Source organism: Methylophaga sulfidovorans (genome assembly GCF_900114205.1).
GTDB classification, from domain to species: Bacteria; Pseudomonadota; Gammaproteobacteria; order Nitrosococcales; family Methylophagaceae; genus Methylophaga; species Methylophaga sulfidovorans.
Genome location: NZ_FOSH01000003.1, coordinates 62722 through 80979, shown reverse-complemented (window position 1 = coordinate 80979; position 18258 = coordinate 62722). Strand labels below are relative to the sequence as shown.

Below are 18258 nucleotides of genomic sequence, written 5' to 3'. Positions count from 1 at the left end.
ATGTATTAAACCTATTTTCTATGATTAATCTAGCGAGGGAACTCAACCGGGCCCGGAATTCTATCGCCGAGTGTCTGGCCTACAATGGACTCAGCCTCTGCATGGCCTTTGGCAAACGCCTCTTCCTGACTCATTGCAGGTGAATAAGGTGAGGCTTTTGGTACACCATTCTCGCCGCGTTTTAAATAAAGTGTCTGGGTTGGGAAGGCAAACTCGACTTCCATTTGACGCGCCAATCTAAGCACATCCAATAAAAAGCGATGACGTTCTCGTAACTCTGTATTCCAGTCTGGGGTAGCCCAAAATACATACAACAGGATATCTAATGAATCTGCACCATAATCGTTGAAGTAGACCTGGTAGTTGTCTTTACGCATATAGGGATGCAACTGAATAATACGCCGAATACCTTCACAAAAACCTTCAATTTTCTCTGGTGGCGTATCGTAGGTCACAGCTAATTTTGTCAGCATACGACGATAACGACGCGCGCCCATATTATCAATCTTGGTTGTCGTTAATATGGAATTTGGCATGGTGACTAATGAATTATAAAACGTGCGGATCCGTGTACTACGAAAACCGACCTCTTCCACCATACCTTCGACATCACCAATGACAACCCAATCACCGATATGAAAAGGACGATCCATCAGTACCGTTAACGATCCAAAGAAATTACCTAATAAATCTTTAGCCGCTAATGCAAAGGCTAAACCACCAAGACCAAGACCTGCTAATAGACTGGTAACATCGATATTAAGATTATCGGCAGCAAAGACAATCCCCATCACAACGACAAAGACCTTCATACTTTTAGTGATCATTGGCACTAATAAGTCATCGTATTTGGTCTGGGTTTTACTAACCCGCACGGTCCAATAGGCGTTAAAAATATCGACCAGACGGAAGGCGCTCCAGATGCCTGAGATAGACACCAATATCTTCACCGCCACCAGTAGAATCAGTAAGGCCGTATCGGGTAGTCCAAGTAAATTCAAACCAGACCACCACATCAATGCCATGGCCATTAAGCCTATCGGTCGAAGTACATCATCATCCAGCTCGGTATATAGAGCATCATGATGTTTGCGGCGTTTTATACGCAGTTTTAATAAAAAGGCGAGTGTTTTATCTGCAATTGAACCAATAACAATAATCAGGAATAAACCTATCCATTGCCAATATTCTAATAAAAACCCCGATTTCAAAAAGTCTGGTATGTCTGAGCGTAATCTGACACTGATAGGTAATGACACTTTTGCAGAGGATTTTTTAAGCAGCTCTTTATTATGGCTAAGGTCATTGAAAATATCAGGAATGGCTTCAATTGATTCTGGGCTGAATAACCAATCTCCCTGCTCATCGGGCTGCAGCACGATATCGCCTTTATCGGTTCGCAAATAAGTGTATTGCTTGGTTTTAGGCTTTTGGGGAATCTCACTAAGTTTTGGTGTTTTAGTGATTTGCATAATGTTATACAACAAACGTGCAGTTTCGCGGCCACGCTCTGTTCGTATAAGTGGACTGACATCGGATAAATCAAATGTTGAAACAGCGTGTTCTATGGCGCTGTTGTCACCATCAGCCACCCTATCCATCGCTTTGATAAATTGTTTTATGGTGATTCTGGGCTGTGTCAGATTGAGTCTCTCAACCGGTTCATCGTCTGCTTTTTCTTGGCTGGTATTGCTCGGCATTCCGACAATAGCAGCAGGATTAATTCCGCCACCAGCGTGTACTGATAAGCTCGATATCATCAAAAAGAAAAACAGCAACCTAGTTATCATCAGAGATTTAACTCCATCTCAGGATCGGGTGCGTAATCCATTACAGTTTGAACTGCCTGTTTCCATTCAGCACTTTGTTGTAACTCATGGCGTGGCATCGAATGTCGGCCATGCAAACGCATCAAGCGTGCATTTCTCAACGGATCGGTGCTGACTTTCAAACCATCAATCACCTGTTCAACACTACCTGGATTGTTACATACCAACACCATGTCGCAGCCTGCAGACAATGCTGCTTCGGCTCTTTCTAAAGGGCCGCCCATAATAGCTGCCCCTTCCATGCTCAGATCATCACTCAGAATAGCGCCTTGAAACTCTAGCTTACCGCGTAACATTTCCTGTAACCAGAACGGCGAAAAGCAGGCCGGTAATTTGTCATTGTTCTCATAGACAATATGTGCAGGCATAATGCCCGCCAGCTCTGTCTGGCATAAACGTGTAAATGGCAACATATCAGCCTGAAGCATATCTTCCAGATGACGGCTATCAACAGGCAAGCCCAGATGTGAGTCGACTTCTACTGCACCATGGCCGGGGAAATGTTTTCCTACCGCCGACATCCAGGCACGTTTCATACCTTGAATATAGGCACGGGCAATATCGGTCACCGCCAACGGATCACGATGAAAAGCACGATCACCAATCACCTGACTAACGCCATAGTCCAAATCCAGTACTGGAGCAAAACTAAAATCGACACCGACCGCACGTAATTCCGCCGCCATTAACCAGCCGGTTTGTTCTGCTCTTTCCAGTGTCAGTTTAGGGTGTTGATGATATTCCTTACCAATAGCTGCCACCGGTGGTAATCGACTAAAACCTTTTCTGAAACGCTGTACACGGCCGCCTTCATGATCCACAGAGATAAGCAGATGTGGCTGTCTCAGTTGATGGATAGCGTCACATAAACGGGTAATCTGCTCTACCGACTCAAAATTACGGGTAAATAAAATCACCCCACCCACCAGCGGATGTTTGAGAATCTCTTTTTCTGCTTCGCTCAGCTCAGTACCGAGCAAATCGACCATCAATGGGCCTAATGCCATAGTGATTTAACCTTATTCGTGGATCCAGACTTTGAGACCAGTGTGTACTTGATCAAACAAAGCCACTACGTCCTGATTACGCATACGCACACAGCCATGAGAGAGTGCTTCCCCCATCGGCAGATCATCAGGACAGCCATGGATGTAAATATACCGGCGCATTGTATCAACATTTCCCAGTCGGTTTTTACCGACTTCCAATCCGCTAAGCCAGAGAATACGTGTCAGGATCCAGTCACGATTGGGGAATTGCTCTTTTAATGCTGAGTTAAAAATTTCAGCAGTGGGACGTCGTCCAACAAAAACACTGTTGATAGGCTGATTGTCGCCAATTTTTGCACGAATTTGATGCCAGCCACGCGGAGTGCAACCACTGCCATTTTGTTCGCCAGGACCATTTAGAGCTGTGGAGACAGATGCCTCAAACAACACCTTATCCGCCTGACGCAACCAGCAATGTTGCTGTGTTAGTGAAATATCCAGCCAGACTTCATTGTCTTTTATAAGGTCAGTGTTATTCATTCGTTGTTAACGGGCTCTTCTGTATGTGGCAATAAATGGGAGTCATCCTCTTCCTCTATTGCTTCAACAATCATAGTGAGAGGTTCAGTCTCATAATCACGCTCAATAGTTTCCAGTTGCGGCAGTGTTTTACTGACCTTTGTCGATAACTGGCCAAAGCGATCCACTTTGCCATACAGACCTTGTTTGCCCGCTATACCTTTGATGACCTGATTATATTGATTACTGACGGTGCCGAGTGTATTGCCCAATTTTTGCAAACGTTCAGCCACAATCGCGACCTGGTTATAAATATCCCCTGCTTTTTCACTGATTTCGCGTGCTTCGGCATTACTACGCTCCATCATCCACAGATTTGATACCGTCCTTAAAATAGGAATTAAGGTCGTGTGAGATACCAGTACGATGCCTTTTTTATAGCCATACTCAAACAGATCTTTATTATTTTTCAATGCTTCAATATAGGCCGGCTCAATTGGCATAAACATCAACACAAAGCTGGGACTACGCATACCGACAACATTGGTGTAATCCTTTGAAGCCAAATCATCAATATGTTTACGCACTGCTCTGATATGGTCGGCCATCGCCAGGCTATAAGCTTCCGGCGTTTCTGCAGATACGGCACGGTCATAAGCGTTAAGTGAGACCTTGCTATCAATAATGATATGTTTATTGTCAGGAAGTTTAATCAGATAATCCGTCTGTTTCTGTCTACCGTCAGCATCTTTAAACGCGGTCTGTACTTCAAAATGGGCATCTTCAATTAAACCGCTCATTTCCAAAGTCCGTCTGAGTTGAGCCTCACCCCAGGCACCACGCTGCTGTGAATCACCTTTGAGAGCCGATGTCAGGTTATGCGCGTCTTCACTCATTTTCAGACCGATATCCAATACCTTTTTAATTTCGGCATTGAGATTGGTATTACCCTTAATCGACGCATCATGCACGTCGTTAATCCGCTTCTGGAAACCTTCAATCTGCTCACGAAACGGTTTCAGTAACACATCAATGCTGGATTTGCTGGTATCGGTAAAGGTCTTGCCCTTTTCTTCAAAAATCTTATTCGCCAGATTCTCAAACTCTTTGGTCATCGATTGTTTGGTATCTGCCAACTGCGCCATTTGTTCTTTGAAGTGTTCTTCGCGACGGTTTAAGGTGGTTTTGAGTTCAGTATGTTGGTTTGATAAAGACTGATAGTCTTTTTGTAATGCCTGAAAGGCTTCCACCCGCTGTTGCAGCTCGGCTTTTTTATCATTGAACTGTTGTTGCAGCGACTGATTATTGGCCTGCGCTGTTTCAAATTGTTTTTCGGCCTGATGCAACTGTTGTTTCGTTTGCTCCAGCGTTTGATTCAGTTGCTGAATCTGCTGTTTATGTTCATCCAGTGTTGAAGTTAATCGTGACTCAGTAGCCAATGCTGCTTGTAATTGTTGCTCCTGACCACTCTGACTGAGTTGTAATGCGTGTATTTGGTTTTGTAATTCGGCTGTTTTGCGGCTATGACGTAAAGCAAATACTAAATAAGCCAGTGCAGCAGAAACCACAGCAACAATCGCAAATAAACCAATAGGTTGATCGGGCGACAGACTTTCTAGCATAGTGATTCCTGCTGGTTATAGGGTGAGTTATCAGCCTTCAATAGGACTGCTGAAGAAGCCTTACAAGATAACAAAGCCAGCGTAGAAATGCGATATTCGCTAGTGCTTATGAGCCGCCCTTTTAACGCCCCATACTGTGATAACACGACTCAGCATAAGAGGAAACAAACTCAGTAACGCAAGCCATAAAAATAGATCATGATGGTGCTGTTTAGGCACACGTTCTTCTACAATCAATGGTTGTGATTGTTGTTTATGAATTTCATCAATAGCTTGTGCAAATTCGTCTAATGATCCCGCCTCAAAAGCCTGATATGGCACACCCAGTGTTTTGAAAGCTTTATGCAATTTCCGTTCAGGCATATCAATCCACAACAGGTTGTCATTATCACTTGGGTCCAGTGTCATTCCTCTCATCGAACGCAGGTAAATCCAATATAAATTCAAGCGCATCTTTTTAAAGACGTCCTGCAGATACTGTTTTTGCTCCGTAGATAAAATCTGCCCACCATCAGAGATCAACAAAATATTTCGTGAACCACGATAAGGTTCATCTTTATACATATTTACCGCCAGACTAAGTGCTTTGAAAATATCGGTTTGTGATATTCCTCTTCCAAGACCACCAGCATTGATAGTCGCCAGCACAGCGTCTTTGTTATAGGTCAGCTTTAAAATTTCCGTTGCTTTCGTGCTGAAAAACACATAACCAAAACGATCATCCGGGCGACGTTTCACAAACTCAGTAAGATAATCCCGTGATACTTCACGTTTGCTGTGTTTAACACCGGTATAACGTTGCAGAGTGTTACGTGGTGGGCGGGCAAATTGATCATCCATGCTACGACTACGATCTAACAAGATGACAAACTCGGCGCCCTGACGGGTGCGTTCAACTATTTGTTCGGGAACATAAGGGTCTGCCAGCGTTAAAATGAGACAAATCATCGCAACTGAGGCGGCTAGCTTGCTGAGTACAAAAAGCACTCCTGACAAGCTATCTTTAGGGATAAAACCTTGCCAGGCTATTTTTTTTGTTGTGTTTTGAAAAATCCAGGGCAATAAAGCCAATGGCAGGCAGTAGAAAAAGATAGGATGAGCCCAACTGAGCTCAAACATTATGCGCTCCCACACACTCAGGTCTGAAGGAGCGCTGAAACACCCTCAAATAATGACAGTCCATGTCAGACAAGCTACTCCGTATATTGATTAGTCGTCTATTCGTACAAACCACCTATAAGGTAAAAACACCAATAAAATCAGCAATAAGGCCGCGCCAGAAAACCAGGCATACAAATCGTAATCAATAGTTTGTTCACGGGTATTGGACTCATCACGAATAGTATCAACCAAATCAAGCGGATCTTTAGGCGAAGACACAAAAGCAAATCCCACACGGTTCGCCAATGTAGCTAAGTGTGATTTTTTCTGTGAAGACAAATGCTCTGTTCTGGGTTTATTCGGGTTCACATCTTTATCCGCTCTCATCGAAGCATAAACATCTTCGTGCATGACTTCATTCACACCCCAGACACCTTCAATCACACCTTTATCATTGGTTTTAGGTATTGGCAGTAATTCATCGCCCCCAACCCCGACCAGAATGCCGTGAATCTCACCTGGTGTACCCGCAAATTTAGGAAACAATGTCGGGTTAATGGGCGGCGACTCATGACCATCCGTAAACATAACAATCGTTGGTTTTGGATCAATCTTTTTAGCCTGACGAATAGCCGTGTAGACCGCTTTTGACACTTCACTGGAACGCGCCCAAGCCATATAGGGATTAAATTGCTCGAGCATCTGCGTCAGATCATGATAGGAAGAACACACTTCCACCGGATTCATCAAAATCAAACTTCTTGCTTCACTAAAGATGGCCAGACCAGCATGAGCACCACAAGGCATTTCTAACAGTGTTCTGCGAGCAAACTCTTTAGACCATTCCAGACGACTGACTTTTTTGCCATCAAGCTCAACATCCTTAACATTCATACTGTCAGTGATATCGATAACAAAAATAGCATCCATGATTTTGACATCGCGTTTTACCAGCGGAAACCATAATGCAGCCATCACTAAAACTAATGCTGTCACCATGATAATCGCTGTCAGCAATATACGTTTTTGGTAACTCAATCTCATGGAAGGTCTACCTTAAACGCTTTACTTTCAATAGAACGCTGGCTGCTAATGATATTTTTTTCAAAGTCAGGATTTACATCCGGATCTTCAGGGACTGTGCGTAAAGCCACTTCCAGATTGTAGCGGGCATCCCACATATCAGGATCAAGAGCCAGAGCACTACGAAAGTCCTGTTTCGCTAATTCAATTAAAGGTAATTGACGGGCATCCGCCTGAGTCATATCCAGCGCTGAACGTAAATTGATATTACCGCGATTGTAATAAGCCAGTGTCATCACTTCTTTTGGTGCATTACCTAAAGCAATGGTTAACTGATCCAGGGCCAGCTCATGTTTCTCCTGCTTTTCAAAATCAGTCGCTTTGGCAAAATGTGCACGAGGATCATCAGGTACGTCTTCACTACTGGATGGTGAAGCAATGTAGCGTTCAATTTGTATTTCCTGCCACAGTTTCATGCCGAAATAGATCGCCGAAGCAGCACTGAAAATAATCAATAAAATCAGCACAACACGTAGTGTTTGTAATTTTTTATTCATGGGCTTTTTTCACTCCCCACCATGTATATAAATGTGAACTTGCCAGTAACAACATCGCTAACAGCGCCAGCCAAAGAAAAACATCTTCTTTAGGCTCATGCGGTAGTGTTTCTTCCACAATCAGAGTTTGATAGTGGCGTCTGTCGATTTCGGCTAAGGCGTCAGCAAAGCTCTGTAAAGAACCGGCTTCAAACGCACGATATGGCACACCTATAGATTTAAAGAATGTATGTAATTTTCGCTCCGGAATATCAACCCATAACAAGTTGTCATTATCACTTGCTTCAAGTGTCATCTCCTGTCTGGATTTAAGATATATCCAGTAGATAGTCAGATTCATTTCACGGTAAATCTTGGCAATCTTCTCTTTTGCCTCATCCGTTAATATCTGACCACCATCAGAGACCAGTAAGACAATCCGGGACCCACGATAAGGCTGACCTTCAAACATTTTGGCACTGCTTAACAGCGCTTCAGCCATATTGGTGTCGGATAAGCCCTTACCCAATGCATTAGCGTTAATGGTCGCCAGAACAGCCTCTTTGTCATAAGTCAAAGGCAAAAGATTGATAGCTTTGGTACTGAAAAACACAAAACCAAAACGATCATCCGGGCGATTTTTGACAAACTCCGTTAAATAATCACGAGCAACATTACGTTTGGAGTTATCTCCACCCACACTCACTGACGCTGCCTGTGTTTTGACGGCAAAAGGATCATCCATACTTCGACTGCGATCCAGCAATAAGACAATTTCAGCCCCTTCGCCAACACGCTCCCTTTTTTGTTCCGGCAGACTAGGAGCTGACAGAGCAATAATCAGGCTTGCAATTGCCAATGAAGCCAACGCTTTTAGTGTGAGGTTGATCACTCTTGATAAAGGGTCAACCGGCACAAGGTTCACCCATGCCACTGTTTTATCAAGGTTATGAGTAAACCAGGGTAATAAAGCCAGCGGCAACAAAAACAAGAGCCAGGCATGGCCCCATTCAAAGCCAGCTAGCATCATGCCATTTTCTCCTTAGCACGACATTTTCTAGCCAACTCAAGCGATTCTGCAAAACTTTTTTGTTCCATCGGCTCCCGGCTAAAAAAGTGACTTGCCGATTGCTGATAAAAACTCTCAATGTCAGCGGCTAAGGGCTCCAGCCACGGACATTCTGCCCATAATAATGGCAGGTCATTTTTGACCAGCACACGACCCGCACTACGATTAAAGGCATGGTGTAACTGACGACTGGCTTCATCGGCATTTTTACGGCCAAGGAAACGCATCTTATTAAGTTCAAACACCGCTGTAGCAAAAGGCAGGCGATGACGGGGACGAAAACCAAAATGCCAGGCCAGCCAGATCAGCACTGATAACACCAGTGCAGCAAGAGCAACCCACAACTTTGTCAGGAGTTGTTGATGATGTTGTGCAGGTAACACCGCATCGCCACGAGGCTGATGTTTACTACCTTCAGCATTGGGCAAAAATGAACCTAACTCGATTGTCGTAGCAGGAATTGTTAAAAACTGACCATCCTGTGTACGTAATTCCAGTTCAGGTGTTTTTACATCCCGGGTATGAGCAGGCACATTAATTATCTGAAAGGTCAATGACATAACTGAACCTTTTGACTTACGCTCTAACAACTGAAGCCAGGGTCCATAACGTTTATCAACCTGAGGCAGAGAATGATCCTCTAGTTGACTACTATCAACAGGTAAATTGACCGTTGCATGGATTTGGTCACCGACCAGTAATCCCCAGCTACGATCAAAACGAATAGTGACATCTTCCGCATACACATTAGCTGTCACCAGAGTGAATAAAAACAGAGCAAATAATCTCATTGTCTGTATTCCTATGAGTTTTTCATGGCGTAAAAATATTCGGTCAACTGCTGTGGTGTGATATCACCCTCAACATAAAGCGGTCTGATGCGGTAACGCATAAAACATGCTGAAAGTTGAGAAAAGTGATCTTCCATCTGCTGTTGCCAACGCTTTTTAATACTGGGCCGCATCCAGACGCTGTGCCGTTGTCCTGTTTCCGCATCACGGGTTTCAGCCCAACCGGCATGGGACGGAAAATGATCAACATCATCATGTCGCCATACAATGGGAATCACCGTGTATTGAGATAACTTACGCAAACTTTGTTCTAACAAACTAAGATCAAAACAGAAATCAGACGCCAGAAATACCATCGCCCGTTTACTATTAATCAAGTCTGTAGCCTGTGTTAGCCCAGCTGCTCCCGCCGCTTTTGGCTTAGCTGCATCCATCAATCGTTCAGCCGCAAAAGCCGGCATACTGCGTTGTCTGGTCGGCATAATCGTCATATCCTGACGCCATTCACTATCAAAGGCTGTCATGGCAAACCGATCGCCCATGCCAATGGCACTATGGGCAATCATATGGGCCAACTTAGCCAGACGTTCGTGATTGACACTGGATACAGTCATGGATTGACTGATATCTGACATTAACCACAGAGTGACAGAAGCACGCTGCATATAACGTTTTACCAACCAGCGCTGCTGACTTTGCTGGGTGATATCCGACGCCTGCTGACGCAAACTGGCACGGATGTCCAAACGCCGAGGGTCAGGATAATCAAATAAATCAGCAAAACCGGCAAAACGATCACCACTACCTAATGCTGTGCCGCTGTGAGCACCAGGCACATGGCTAAACACCTTCTCTGGAAAGCGATAAACAAACTCCTGCTGAGGCAGGTTTCTGGTAGCCATACGACTTAAGGTGTCGCGATATGATCGCGAAGTGCTCGAACAAATTGCGGCATTATTTGTTCACGTCGGCCTTCATATACAGGTGAAAGGAAGACGCGATGCGTCAACGATGGTAATAAGACAGTATGGATATCATCAGGTAAGACATGATCTCTGCCTTCCAGCCATGCCGCCACTTTTGCAGCTCTAACCATGGCTGACATACCACGTACACTAGCGCCGGCTACAACGAGATCTTCCACATAAATATCAGGCATTTCTATACCTAATTTATGTGGTGTCCAGCTGGCATCCCACAAACGAACCACATAGTTTTCGATTTCAGGCGATACAAAAATAGCGCGTTGTATCTCGTGATCCAGAGCATTTAATTGCTGATAATCCAGTAAGGGTTTACCGATGGTACTTAATAGCTGATCAACATCATGGAATGCTGGATCAAAAATAAGCTGGCGACGAATCGCATCGTCAGTTGGTCGGCTGATATTAATTTCAAATAAGAAACGGTCACGCGCCGCCGCACTGAGTTCAAAGGTTTCTTCTTTTTCTACGGCATTACGATCAGCAAAAACGACCATATGCGGGAAACGGTATTCTTTACCGAAGGCCTCAACGCTACGCTCTGCCATCGCACGCAGTAATAATGATTGCACCTGAGGACGTGCACGGTTAATTTCATTAAAGAAGAATACCGCTGTTCCTTCACCATTATTAATCAGCGGACCTGGATCAATGACGGGTTTACCTTCAGCATTCACCCATGCACTGTAAAGCAGGTCGTTAGGCATTAAGTCCACACTACCTTCGATACGTCCAAAAGAGCCGCCCAGTGCTTTTGAAAACGTACGAAGTAAGGTAGTTTTACCCACCCCTACACCGCCTTCCAGTAACACGTGCCCACGTGCATGTAAGGCAATCAAAATCAGCCGAACGGCTTCTTTTTGACCAACTACGACTTTGTTAACAACACCTTCTAATTCCAGCGCTTGTTGTCTCGCTGTTTGTAAAAGCTGAGATTCAGCCATCTTCTCTCCCCTTATGGTTTTTTTGTTTTGTCACTTTAGCAAGTCCGTTTACAAAAAGTCATTATGGATCATAAATTTAATCTATTTAATTTTTTATTCAGACCGTTTCATTCTTTATAAAGTAATGAATATCTTGAGGTGTAAACAACACTCACTGAATGAATACTATTAGAACTGTATCCTAATCTTTGCTCAGCTGAAATATGCCTAGTGTCATCGGGCAAATTTCCCGATGCCAGTAACAGCGCTTTGCAGATGCCCTGATTACTCCTAGACTAACCCTATGTTTATGTCAGTGAAAAACGGATGAATCTACAACTTCAACTCTTTGTGCGAATTTTGATTATCGCGGTCATCTGTATTATTGGTAGTACTTGGTATGTTTTATATCAGACTAACCAACAAGCCTTAAGCGAAGCCGAAGCAACAGCAAACAGAATCGAACATCAGATCAGGCAGCAACTGTTACAGATGTTTCTACGTTATGATTTTAGTCAATCTTTTCCTGATATTGGCTTATGGCAAAAAATTGAAAGTGTGCCCGGCTCATGTACACAATTTTTATCCCGCACTGAAAGTCGTCAGCGTAGCTTGTGTAATGCCACACAAACATCAAACAAAAATTACCCCCTATGGTTTGGGCATTTTTATACACGTTTTTTTAACCCTGGCGTCGAAGTAACACGTTCGGTGAGTTTCAATGCGATCAAGTACGGCACAATACTTGTCACCTTAAATGTCGATATTGAAACAGCACGAGCCTGGCATAACTTACAAGCAGCGTTAGGTGTGCTTATCGTCACCATTCTGGCTTTATGTTGCTTGGTATTTATCACTATCAACCGCATGCTAAAACCAGCAAAGGATATCGTAGGTGGCTTGGAAAAAATGCGGGCTGGTGATTTAGCAGTACGCCTACCGGACTTTGACATCGCCGAGTGGAAACGAACCAGTCACGCCATTAATGCGCTGGTCAGTACTCAGCAAAATATTCTGGCAGAAAACAAACAGCTTTCTATTAAGATTATGAACACGCAGGAAGAAGAACATCGTTATATTTCGCGTGAGCTGCATGATGAGTTTGGTCAATGCCTCGCAGGTATTAATGCCGTCACTACCTCGGTGTCACAAACAGCAAAATCATCCTGCCCGGAGTTAGTTGAGGAAATACACTCTATCCGCCACATCACTGCACATATGATGAGCGCCCTGCGTGATTTATTGACACGTTTACGGCCAGCCGAACTGGATGAACTTGGTTTAGAAACCAGTTTGAAACAGCTGATAAAGAGCTGGAATCAACGCAATTCAGGTAAAACCCGCTACAACATGTCTTTGACTGGCAACATTAATGAATTACCAGAGACTCTGGCTGTACATATATATCGAATAGTGCAGGAATGCCTGACGAATATTGCCAAACATGCCAGCGCTGAAAATGCTGATGTTAACTTAGATATTCAAGATGACACACTTGTATCCTTGGTCATTAAAGATGATGGTATGGCCGACTTGAGTGCCTTTTCTACCAGTAATGGATTGGGCCTGCTTGGTATCCATGAACGTGTGGCCGCACTGGGTGGTGATCTGAGCCTGGATACTCAAACTAACGGCGGCCTTGTTGTTACCATTATCTTGCCCATGAACCAAAAAACGGAAGCCACACTATGAGCGACTCTATTCGAATCATGTTAGTTGATGATCACGCCATCGTCAGAGAAGGCTATCGTGCTTTATTGCAGAAACAGGCTAATTTTGAAGTCATAGCTGAAGCGTGTGATGGTGCTGAGGCTTATACACTCTACAAAGAGCACCGCCCGGATGTGGTAGTGATGGATATTTCCCTGCCTGGTCAAAGTGGTCTGAAAGCTATCGAGCGAATTCGACAGTTCGATAATCAGGCCAAAGTGCTGGTATTCAGCATGCATCAAAATCCCAGTTTTGCCCTGCAAGCCACTCGTGCTGGTGCGCTTGGTTATATTACCAAGAGCAGTGATCCGGAAGTTTTGATTCGTGCCATCGTGCAGATAAGCAATAACAAACACACCTTAAGTGCTGATATTGCTCAGGCTCTGGCTATGGAGAAATTAGGACATGATCAATCAGCCATTGATGAACTGACTGTCAGAGAGTTTGAAATATTACGACTTCTGCTGGAAGCTAAGTCCAGTCAGGAAATAGCTGATTTATTAAACATCAGCCCAAAAACGGTGGCCAATTCACACTACATCATTAAAAAGAAATTAGGCGTAAACAGCGATATTGAACTTACTCGTCTCGCTATAAAAATGAACCTCGTCAACCTGCTAGAGCTGGTTGACGAGGCAACATAATCAGAGCGTAATCTGCACCTTTATCTATTAACGTGTGTATTGATAGATGAAAGGTTCGCTACCATCAATGAAGTACAGACATTGGAAGCTGTCCTCTTTGATATTGATCATTTCACACACTAACGTTTCTTTATTCTCTTCCTGCAGCCACTCATCCTGACAGGAATCACGATACTGTGGTGCTGAGATATCCGTCAGCGTTAATGTTCTGCCATTTTTTTCCCATTGGTAATGAGATTTATACAGATCGCAACTTGCTGTATCACTGCTTTCTTTATAGCTCCCTGTGCCATCTTCATTCCATTGTTCAGCACCATCAGAAACCCAATGACAAGTCTCGTCCAGATAAGCTGTTTTCCACTGTCCCTTAATATCGATATCGCTTATTTTTAATTGTGGTTTGTTGAAGGTAATATCGCCTTCAAGACCCAAGCCACGCTCCCTCACTGTCGTTTGATAACTTAACTGCATATCCATGCCACGAAGCGTATCCAGTGCAGAATACATTTCCATACAGCCTTCCATACTAGTGCCTGGCAGCTCACTAAAGTCAGTACTTTCAATAAGCTCAACCAATTTCGTATAGTTCATACTGGAGCTGAAGCCTAGTGCATTTGGTGTTAAGTCTTCTGATGTGATTGCATTAAGAGCCTGCTTGCCTTTCTCTCCACTATAAACGACCACATGAGAGCCTTTAATAGCTGCATAAACCGGAAACTCGACTGGCAGAGGCAGCTCTAAAGCAACTTCACTACCATCTTCTGGAATACCGATATTGGCCAGTTCCGGCACCATTTGTAACAACGATAAAATCCCTGTTGGATTTGTGGTTTCAATACTGAATAAGAAATCGAGTTTCAATGGAAGCTCACTATCGGCATCAAGCTTTAAATCAAATAGTGATAAGCCAGTACCTTTTATGCCCTGAGCCATACCAGTAAACGCACCCAACACCATTGGACTCATTTGTTTAGACTTAAGTTGAGCTTCTTGCAGATCTGGGCAACTGAATTCAGCGTTGGTGAATGCCGTCCATAACTTAGTGACACCTGGCGTCAGGTTATCCATATCCAGAGCAAGTCCCATACTGGAAATCTTATCGTTTGGATTAAGTACATGATTTGGGATATGTCCTTGCAGACTATCGAGAACGCTCATGACCATATCATTGTTTATTTCTAATAAGGCACTGACTTTGGCAATAAGCTGATTGCCCTTCACTTGCATATCGTTGTAGCCCATCAGCACACGTGGGACATGACTAATCAGTTTCAAGGTATCAGCCTGACACAGTTGAGCATTCGGATCGTTTAATGATTTTTGGGCTAACGGGGTGTCTGAAAAGTAGCGTTTGAAATCTTTCGAAGCTCTTGAATCATCAGCCGTAAATAAGCCTTTCATTAACTTTTCAATATCAAACATAAACACCAAATCATCGGTGTAATCTTGCTGCTGACGAATATCTGCCAGTGTATGTGCAAAAGACACAGGAACTGGTTTCTGGGCAAGACGTTCATCAATGTCCGTTTCCGTGTCTTTAGGTGTGATTATGGTTAAAACAGCAGAAGAATCTGTAGTGGCTAAAACCAATTGCAGATTTTTTTTATCAATCACCCAACTTAAAACAGATTGCTTACCTATGGTCTTTTCCTGAAAACTCACACCCGCTTTTTCAGATATCGTTTTAAATAAAGTAACGACTTTTTGTTTATCCGCTATCGGCATATTAATGACAGGGATTAAACCGTGTAAGTAAGTCGCATAGTCACCTTCGGAAGCTAAGCCAAAATAATCAGCAAACGCCCCATAAGTGCCATCGGTCTTTTCATTGTAGTCAGTCAATAACGCGTTTAGAAATTTTGCAGCCGGTGTATCAGCCGTTAATAGTTCTGACTGAATTTCATTTAAGGCACGTTTTTCTGATGGAGAAAAACCTAAAATCGGAGAGTCAGCCAAAAACTCTGATAGCGATTTATTCATGGTTCCGCCCATGTAAAAAGCGGTGTCCTCAGGAACATACTGCAAGATGGCTGACGGCGAAGATTGCTCTTGTTTATATTTCCAAATACCGAGGCCAGCGATGGCAATAAGGACTACGATAAAAAATGCTTTTTTCATTACACCTCCCTGTTCTTTTCAAAAAGCTAACATGGTGCAACAAAATAACACCAAACAAAAATCGTTTTTGCAAAAACGTTAAGTACTTTGCAAAAAAAAGCCTGCTGACTTACATCAGCAGGCTTTGATTCATAAAACAGTTAGGATTAGCTCCTAAGCTGCCTCACTTTTATCATCAAAATCATTACGGATCAGGTAATCAAATGCACCTAAAGCTGCACGTGCACCATCGCCCATTGCCATAATGATCTGTTTATATGGAATAGTTGTCACATCACCTGCTGCAAATACACCTGGTAATGAGGTTTGGCCATGGTTATCAATTTCGATCTCACCAAATTTACTTAATTCAATGGTCTCTTTTAACCAATCTGTATTCGGCAACAAACCAATCTGAACAAACACCGCATTTAATTCAACCGTATGTTTTTGCTCAGTGCCTCTGTCAATGTAAACCAGCCCATTAACTTTACCGTCATCGCCTGTAATTTCTGTTGTCTGTGCACCGGTGATGACTTCAACATTATCCAGAGAGAAAAGTTTTTTCTGTAATACCGCATCGGCACGTAACTCGCCGTTGAATTCGATCAATGTCACATGACCGACAATACCTGCTAAATCAATCGCAGCTTCAACACCAGAGTTACCGCCACCAATTACCGCAACAGGTTTACCTTTAAATAAAGGACCATCACAGTGAGGACAGTAAGCCACACCATGTCCACGGTATTCTTTTTCACCTGGAACACCCAGTTCACGCCAGCGTGCACCTGTGGCTAGAATGACCGTTTTACTTGATAGTGTCGCTCCACTTTCCAGTTCGACCTCGATCATCTTGCCATTCTTTTTCAGACCTTTCGCACGCTGAAGATTCATGACATCTACGTCATATTCTTTCACGTGCTCCTCTAATGCGGCCACAAGTTTAGACCCTTCAGTTTCTTTAACAGATATGAAGTTCTCAATCGCCATGGTATCCATGACCTGACCACCGAAGCGTTCAGCGACGATACCTGTACGAATACCTTTACGTGAGGCATAAATCGAAGCTGAAGCGCCAGCTGGACCACCACCAACAATTAACACGTCAAAGTCTTGTTTGGCACTGATTTTTTCAGCTTCACGCTTAACCGCACCAGTATCCAGTTTGGCAATAATTTCAGGCAGACTCATACGACCTGAGCCGAAATTTTCACCATTCAGATAAACCGTTGGCACAGCCATGATTTTCCGCTGGTCGACTTCTTCCTGATATAACGCACCATCAATCATGGTGTGCGAAATATTCGGGTTGTGAACTGCCATCACATTTAATGCTTGTACAACTTCTGGACAGTTCTGGCATGAAAGTGAAATATAGGTTTCGAAACGATATTCCCCTTCCAGCGCTTTAATCTGGTCGATCGTATCTTGATCGAGTTTCGTTGGATGCCCACCGACATGAAGCAGAGCCAACACCAGCGATGTAAATTCGTGGCCCATAGGAATACCGGCAAAACGAATTTTTTCTTGTCCATCGGGCTGTTTAATCTGAAACGACGGTTTACGTGAATCGCTATCAGCATCATCAATAAAGGTGATGTCTGCTGACATATCAGCGATTTCTTGCAATAAATCGCGCATTTCAGTCGCTTTAGCACTGTCATCTAATGCCGCAACTAATTCAATTGGGCGTTTGATGTTTTGCAGATAACCTTTCAGTTGTCCGGCGATATTTGCATCCAACATAATAATTTACCTTAATCTATAAGTAGTTTAGTGACACTGCCCAGGCACTTGCCCGGACAGGTCGTTTAAGCCTGATTAGATTTTGCCAACCAAGTCTAAAGATGGAGACAGAGTCTCTTCACCTGGCTGCCAAGAAGCAGGACATACTTCACCATCATGAGTTGCAACATATTGTGCTGCTTGTACACGACGGACTAAGTCTTTGGCATTACGGCCAATACCCAGGTCGTTAATTTCAGCGGCTTTAATAACACCTTCTGGGTTAACGATGAATGTACCGCGAAGTGCAAGACCTTCTTCTTCAATCATGACTTCAAAGTTACGGCTGATAACACCAGTTGGATCACCAATCATTGGGAATTTGATTTTTTTGATGGTGTCTGAAGCATCGTGCCATGCTTTATGAGTGAAGTGTGTGTCAGTTGATACTGAGTAAACTTCAACGCCCATTTCTTGCAGTTGAGAATAATGGTCTGCAACATCACCTAATTCTGTAGGGCAGACGAAAGTGAAATCAGCTGGGTAAAAAACGAAAACAGACCATTTACCTTTCAGGTCTTCACTTGAAACTTCGATGAATTCGCCATTGTGGTAAGCATTCGCTTTAAATGGTTTGATTTCTGTATTAATCAGTGTAGACATTATTTGCTCCTTAAATTTTGCATTAGTGTCG

16 protein-coding genes are annotated in these 18258 nt (G+C 43.5%); 2 read left to right on the top strand and 14 right to left on the bottom strand.

Annotated elements, in window-relative coordinates; all coding sequences use genetic code 11:
* Positions 1-29 precede the first annotated feature (29 nt).
* The 11 genes from BM232_RS03035 to BM232_RS02985 form a co-directional block, all read right to left on the bottom strand.
* Positions 30-1790, bottom strand: a complete 1761-nt coding sequence (locus BM232_RS03035; RefSeq protein WP_091711714.1) for a mechanosensitive ion channel family protein — start codon at positions 1788-1790, stop codon at positions 30-32.
* Positions 1790-2836, bottom strand: coding sequence for a beta-N-acetylhexosaminidase (nagZ, locus tag BM232_RS03030; RefSeq protein ID WP_091711713.1), 1047 nt, complete (start codon positions 2834-2836; stop codon positions 1790-1792). The genes BM232_RS03035 and nagZ overlap by 1 nt, the downstream gene beginning before the upstream one ends.
* A 12-nt stretch (positions 2837-2848) precedes the next feature.
* Positions 2849-3358 (bottom strand): L,D-transpeptidase, encoded by a 510-nt coding sequence (locus BM232_RS03025; RefSeq protein ID WP_091711712.1) that lies wholly within the window; start codon positions 3356-3358, stop codon positions 2849-2851.
* A complete protein-coding gene (locus BM232_RS03020; RefSeq protein WP_091711711.1) occupies positions 3355-4959 on the bottom strand; it encodes a DNA recombination protein RmuC in 1605 nt (534 codons plus the stop codon). The genes BM232_RS03025 and BM232_RS03020 overlap by 4 nt, the downstream gene beginning before the upstream one ends.
* 99 nt (positions 4960-5058) lie before the next feature.
* Positions 5059-6078: a vWA domain-containing protein gene (locus BM232_RS03015; protein WP_091711710.1), complete on the bottom strand. Its 1020-nt coding sequence runs from the start codon at positions 6076-6078 to the stop codon at positions 5059-5061.
* A 90-nt stretch (positions 6079-6168) separates the two neighbouring features.
* The gene (locus tag BM232_RS03010) at positions 6169-7104 is read right to left on the bottom strand and encodes a VWA domain-containing protein (RefSeq protein ID WP_091711709.1); all 936 of its coding nucleotides are present in this window, start codon (positions 7102-7104) and stop codon (positions 6169-6171) included.
* Positions 7101-7640: an MxaK protein gene (locus BM232_RS03005; RefSeq protein ID WP_091711708.1), complete on the bottom strand. Its 540-nt coding sequence runs from the start codon at positions 7638-7640 to the stop codon at positions 7101-7103. The genes BM232_RS03010 and BM232_RS03005 overlap by 4 nt, the downstream gene beginning before the upstream one ends.
* On the bottom strand, positions 7633-8649 hold the full coding sequence (locus BM232_RS03000) for a vWA domain-containing protein (RefSeq protein ID WP_091711707.1): 1017 nt from the start codon (positions 8647-8649) through the stop codon (positions 7633-7635). The genes BM232_RS03005 and BM232_RS03000 overlap by 8 nt, the downstream gene beginning before the upstream one ends.
* Positions 8646-9479: a hypothetical protein gene (locus BM232_RS02995; protein WP_091711706.1), complete on the bottom strand. Its 834-nt coding sequence runs from the start codon at positions 9477-9479 to the stop codon at positions 8646-8648. The genes BM232_RS03000 and BM232_RS02995 overlap by 4 nt, the downstream gene beginning before the upstream one ends.
* An 11-nt stretch (positions 9480-9490) precedes the next feature.
* Complete coding sequence (locus BM232_RS02990) at positions 9491-10381, bottom strand: DUF58 domain-containing protein (RefSeq protein WP_091711705.1); 891 nt, start codon at positions 10379-10381, stop codon at positions 9491-9493.
* Positions 10382-10386: 5 nt separating this feature from the next.
* Positions 10387-11406, bottom strand: coding sequence for an AAA family ATPase (locus BM232_RS02985; protein ID WP_091711704.1), 1020 nt, complete (start codon positions 11404-11406; stop codon positions 10387-10389).
* A gap of 306 nt (positions 11407-11712) precedes the next feature.
* On the opposite strand from BM232_RS02985, the gene BM232_RS02980 reads away from it, so the two are divergent.
* Positions 11713-13077: a histidine kinase gene (locus BM232_RS02980; protein WP_091711703.1), complete on the top strand. Its 1365-nt coding sequence runs from the start codon at positions 11713-11715 to the stop codon at positions 13075-13077.
* Complete coding sequence (locus tag BM232_RS02975) at positions 13074-13739, top strand: response regulator (RefSeq protein WP_091711702.1); 666 nt, start codon at positions 13074-13076, stop codon at positions 13737-13739. The genes BM232_RS02980 and BM232_RS02975 overlap by 4 nt, the downstream gene beginning before the upstream one ends.
* A gap of 27 nt (positions 13740-13766) precedes the next feature.
* Here BM232_RS02975 and BM232_RS02970 read toward each other — a convergent pair whose 3' ends face one another.
* From BM232_RS02970 to ahpC, 3 genes are all read right to left on the bottom strand, one after another.
* Complete coding sequence (locus BM232_RS02970) at positions 13767-15857, bottom strand: hypothetical protein (RefSeq protein WP_091711701.1); 2091 nt, start codon at positions 15855-15857, stop codon at positions 13767-13769.
* 153 nt (positions 15858-16010) lie between these two features.
* Positions 16011-17585 carry an alkyl hydroperoxide reductase subunit F gene (ahpF, locus tag BM232_RS02965; RefSeq protein WP_091711700.1) on the bottom strand — a complete coding sequence of 525 codons (1575 nt, stop codon included), beginning with the start codon at positions 17583-17585 and terminating at the stop codon, positions 16011-16013.
* Between the two features lie 75 nt (positions 17586-17660).
* The gene (gene ahpC / locus BM232_RS02960; protein WP_091711699.1) at positions 17661-18227 is read right to left on the bottom strand and encodes an alkyl hydroperoxide reductase subunit C; all 567 of its coding nucleotides are present in this window, start codon (positions 18225-18227) and stop codon (positions 17661-17663) included.
* Positions 18228-18258: the final 31 nt, after the last annotated feature.

Excerpts from the sequence above, each read along its gene's own strand:
- ahpC (WP_091711699.1), bottom strand. The coding sequence starts at position 18,227 with ATGTCTACACTGATTAATACAGAAATCAAACCATTTAAAGCGAATGCT.
- BM232_RS03015 (WP_091711710.1), bottom strand. The coding sequence starts at position 6,078 with ATGTTTGAGCTCAGTTGGGCTCATCCTATCTTTTTCTACTGCCTGCCA.
- BM232_RS02990 (WP_091711705.1), bottom strand. The coding sequence starts at position 10,381 with ATGGCTACCAGAAACCTGCCTCAGCAGGAGTTTGTTTATCGCTTTCCA.
- BM232_RS03000 (WP_091711707.1), bottom strand. The coding sequence starts at position 8,649 with ATGATGCTAGCTGGCTTTGAATGGGGCCATGCCTGGCTCTTGTTTTTG.
- BM232_RS03005 (WP_091711708.1), bottom strand. The coding sequence starts at position 7,640 with ATGAATAAAAAATTACAAACACTACGTGTTGTGCTGATTTTATTGATT.
- BM232_RS03025 (WP_091711712.1), bottom strand. The coding sequence starts at position 3,358 with ATGAATAACACTGACCTTATAAAAGACAATGAAGTCTGGCTGGATATT.
- BM232_RS03010 (WP_091711709.1), bottom strand. The coding sequence starts at position 7,104 with ATGAGATTGAGTTACCAAAAACGTATATTGCTGACAGCGATTATCATG.
- BM232_RS02980 (WP_091711703.1), top strand. The coding sequence starts at position 11,713 with ATGAATCTACAACTTCAACTCTTTGTGCGAATTTTGATTATCGCGGTC.
- BM232_RS02995 (WP_091711706.1), bottom strand. The coding sequence starts at position 9,479 with ATGAGATTATTTGCTCTGTTTTTATTCACTCTGGTGACAGCTAATGTG.
- BM232_RS03020 (WP_091711711.1), bottom strand. The coding sequence starts at position 4,959 with ATGCTAGAAAGTCTGTCGCCCGATCAACCTATTGGTTTATTTGCGATT.
- nagZ (WP_091711713.1), bottom strand. The coding sequence starts at position 2,836 with ATGGCATTAGGCCCATTGATGGTCGATTTGCTCGGTACTGAGCTGAGC.
- ahpF (WP_091711700.1), bottom strand. The coding sequence starts at position 17,585 with ATGTTGGATGCAAATATCGCCGGACAACTGAAAGGTTATCTGCAAAAC.
- BM232_RS02985 (WP_091711704.1), bottom strand. The coding sequence starts at position 11,406 with ATGGCTGAATCTCAGCTTTTACAAACAGCGAGACAACAAGCGCTGGAA.
- BM232_RS03035 (WP_091711714.1), bottom strand. The coding sequence starts at position 1,790 with ATGATAACTAGGTTGCTGTTTTTCTTTTTGATGATATCGAGCTTATCA.
- BM232_RS02970 (WP_091711701.1), bottom strand. The coding sequence starts at position 15,857 with ATGAAAAAAGCATTTTTTATCGTAGTCCTTATTGCCATCGCTGGCCTC.
- BM232_RS02975 (WP_091711702.1), top strand. The coding sequence starts at position 13,074 with ATGAGCGACTCTATTCGAATCATGTTAGTTGATGATCACGCCATCGTC.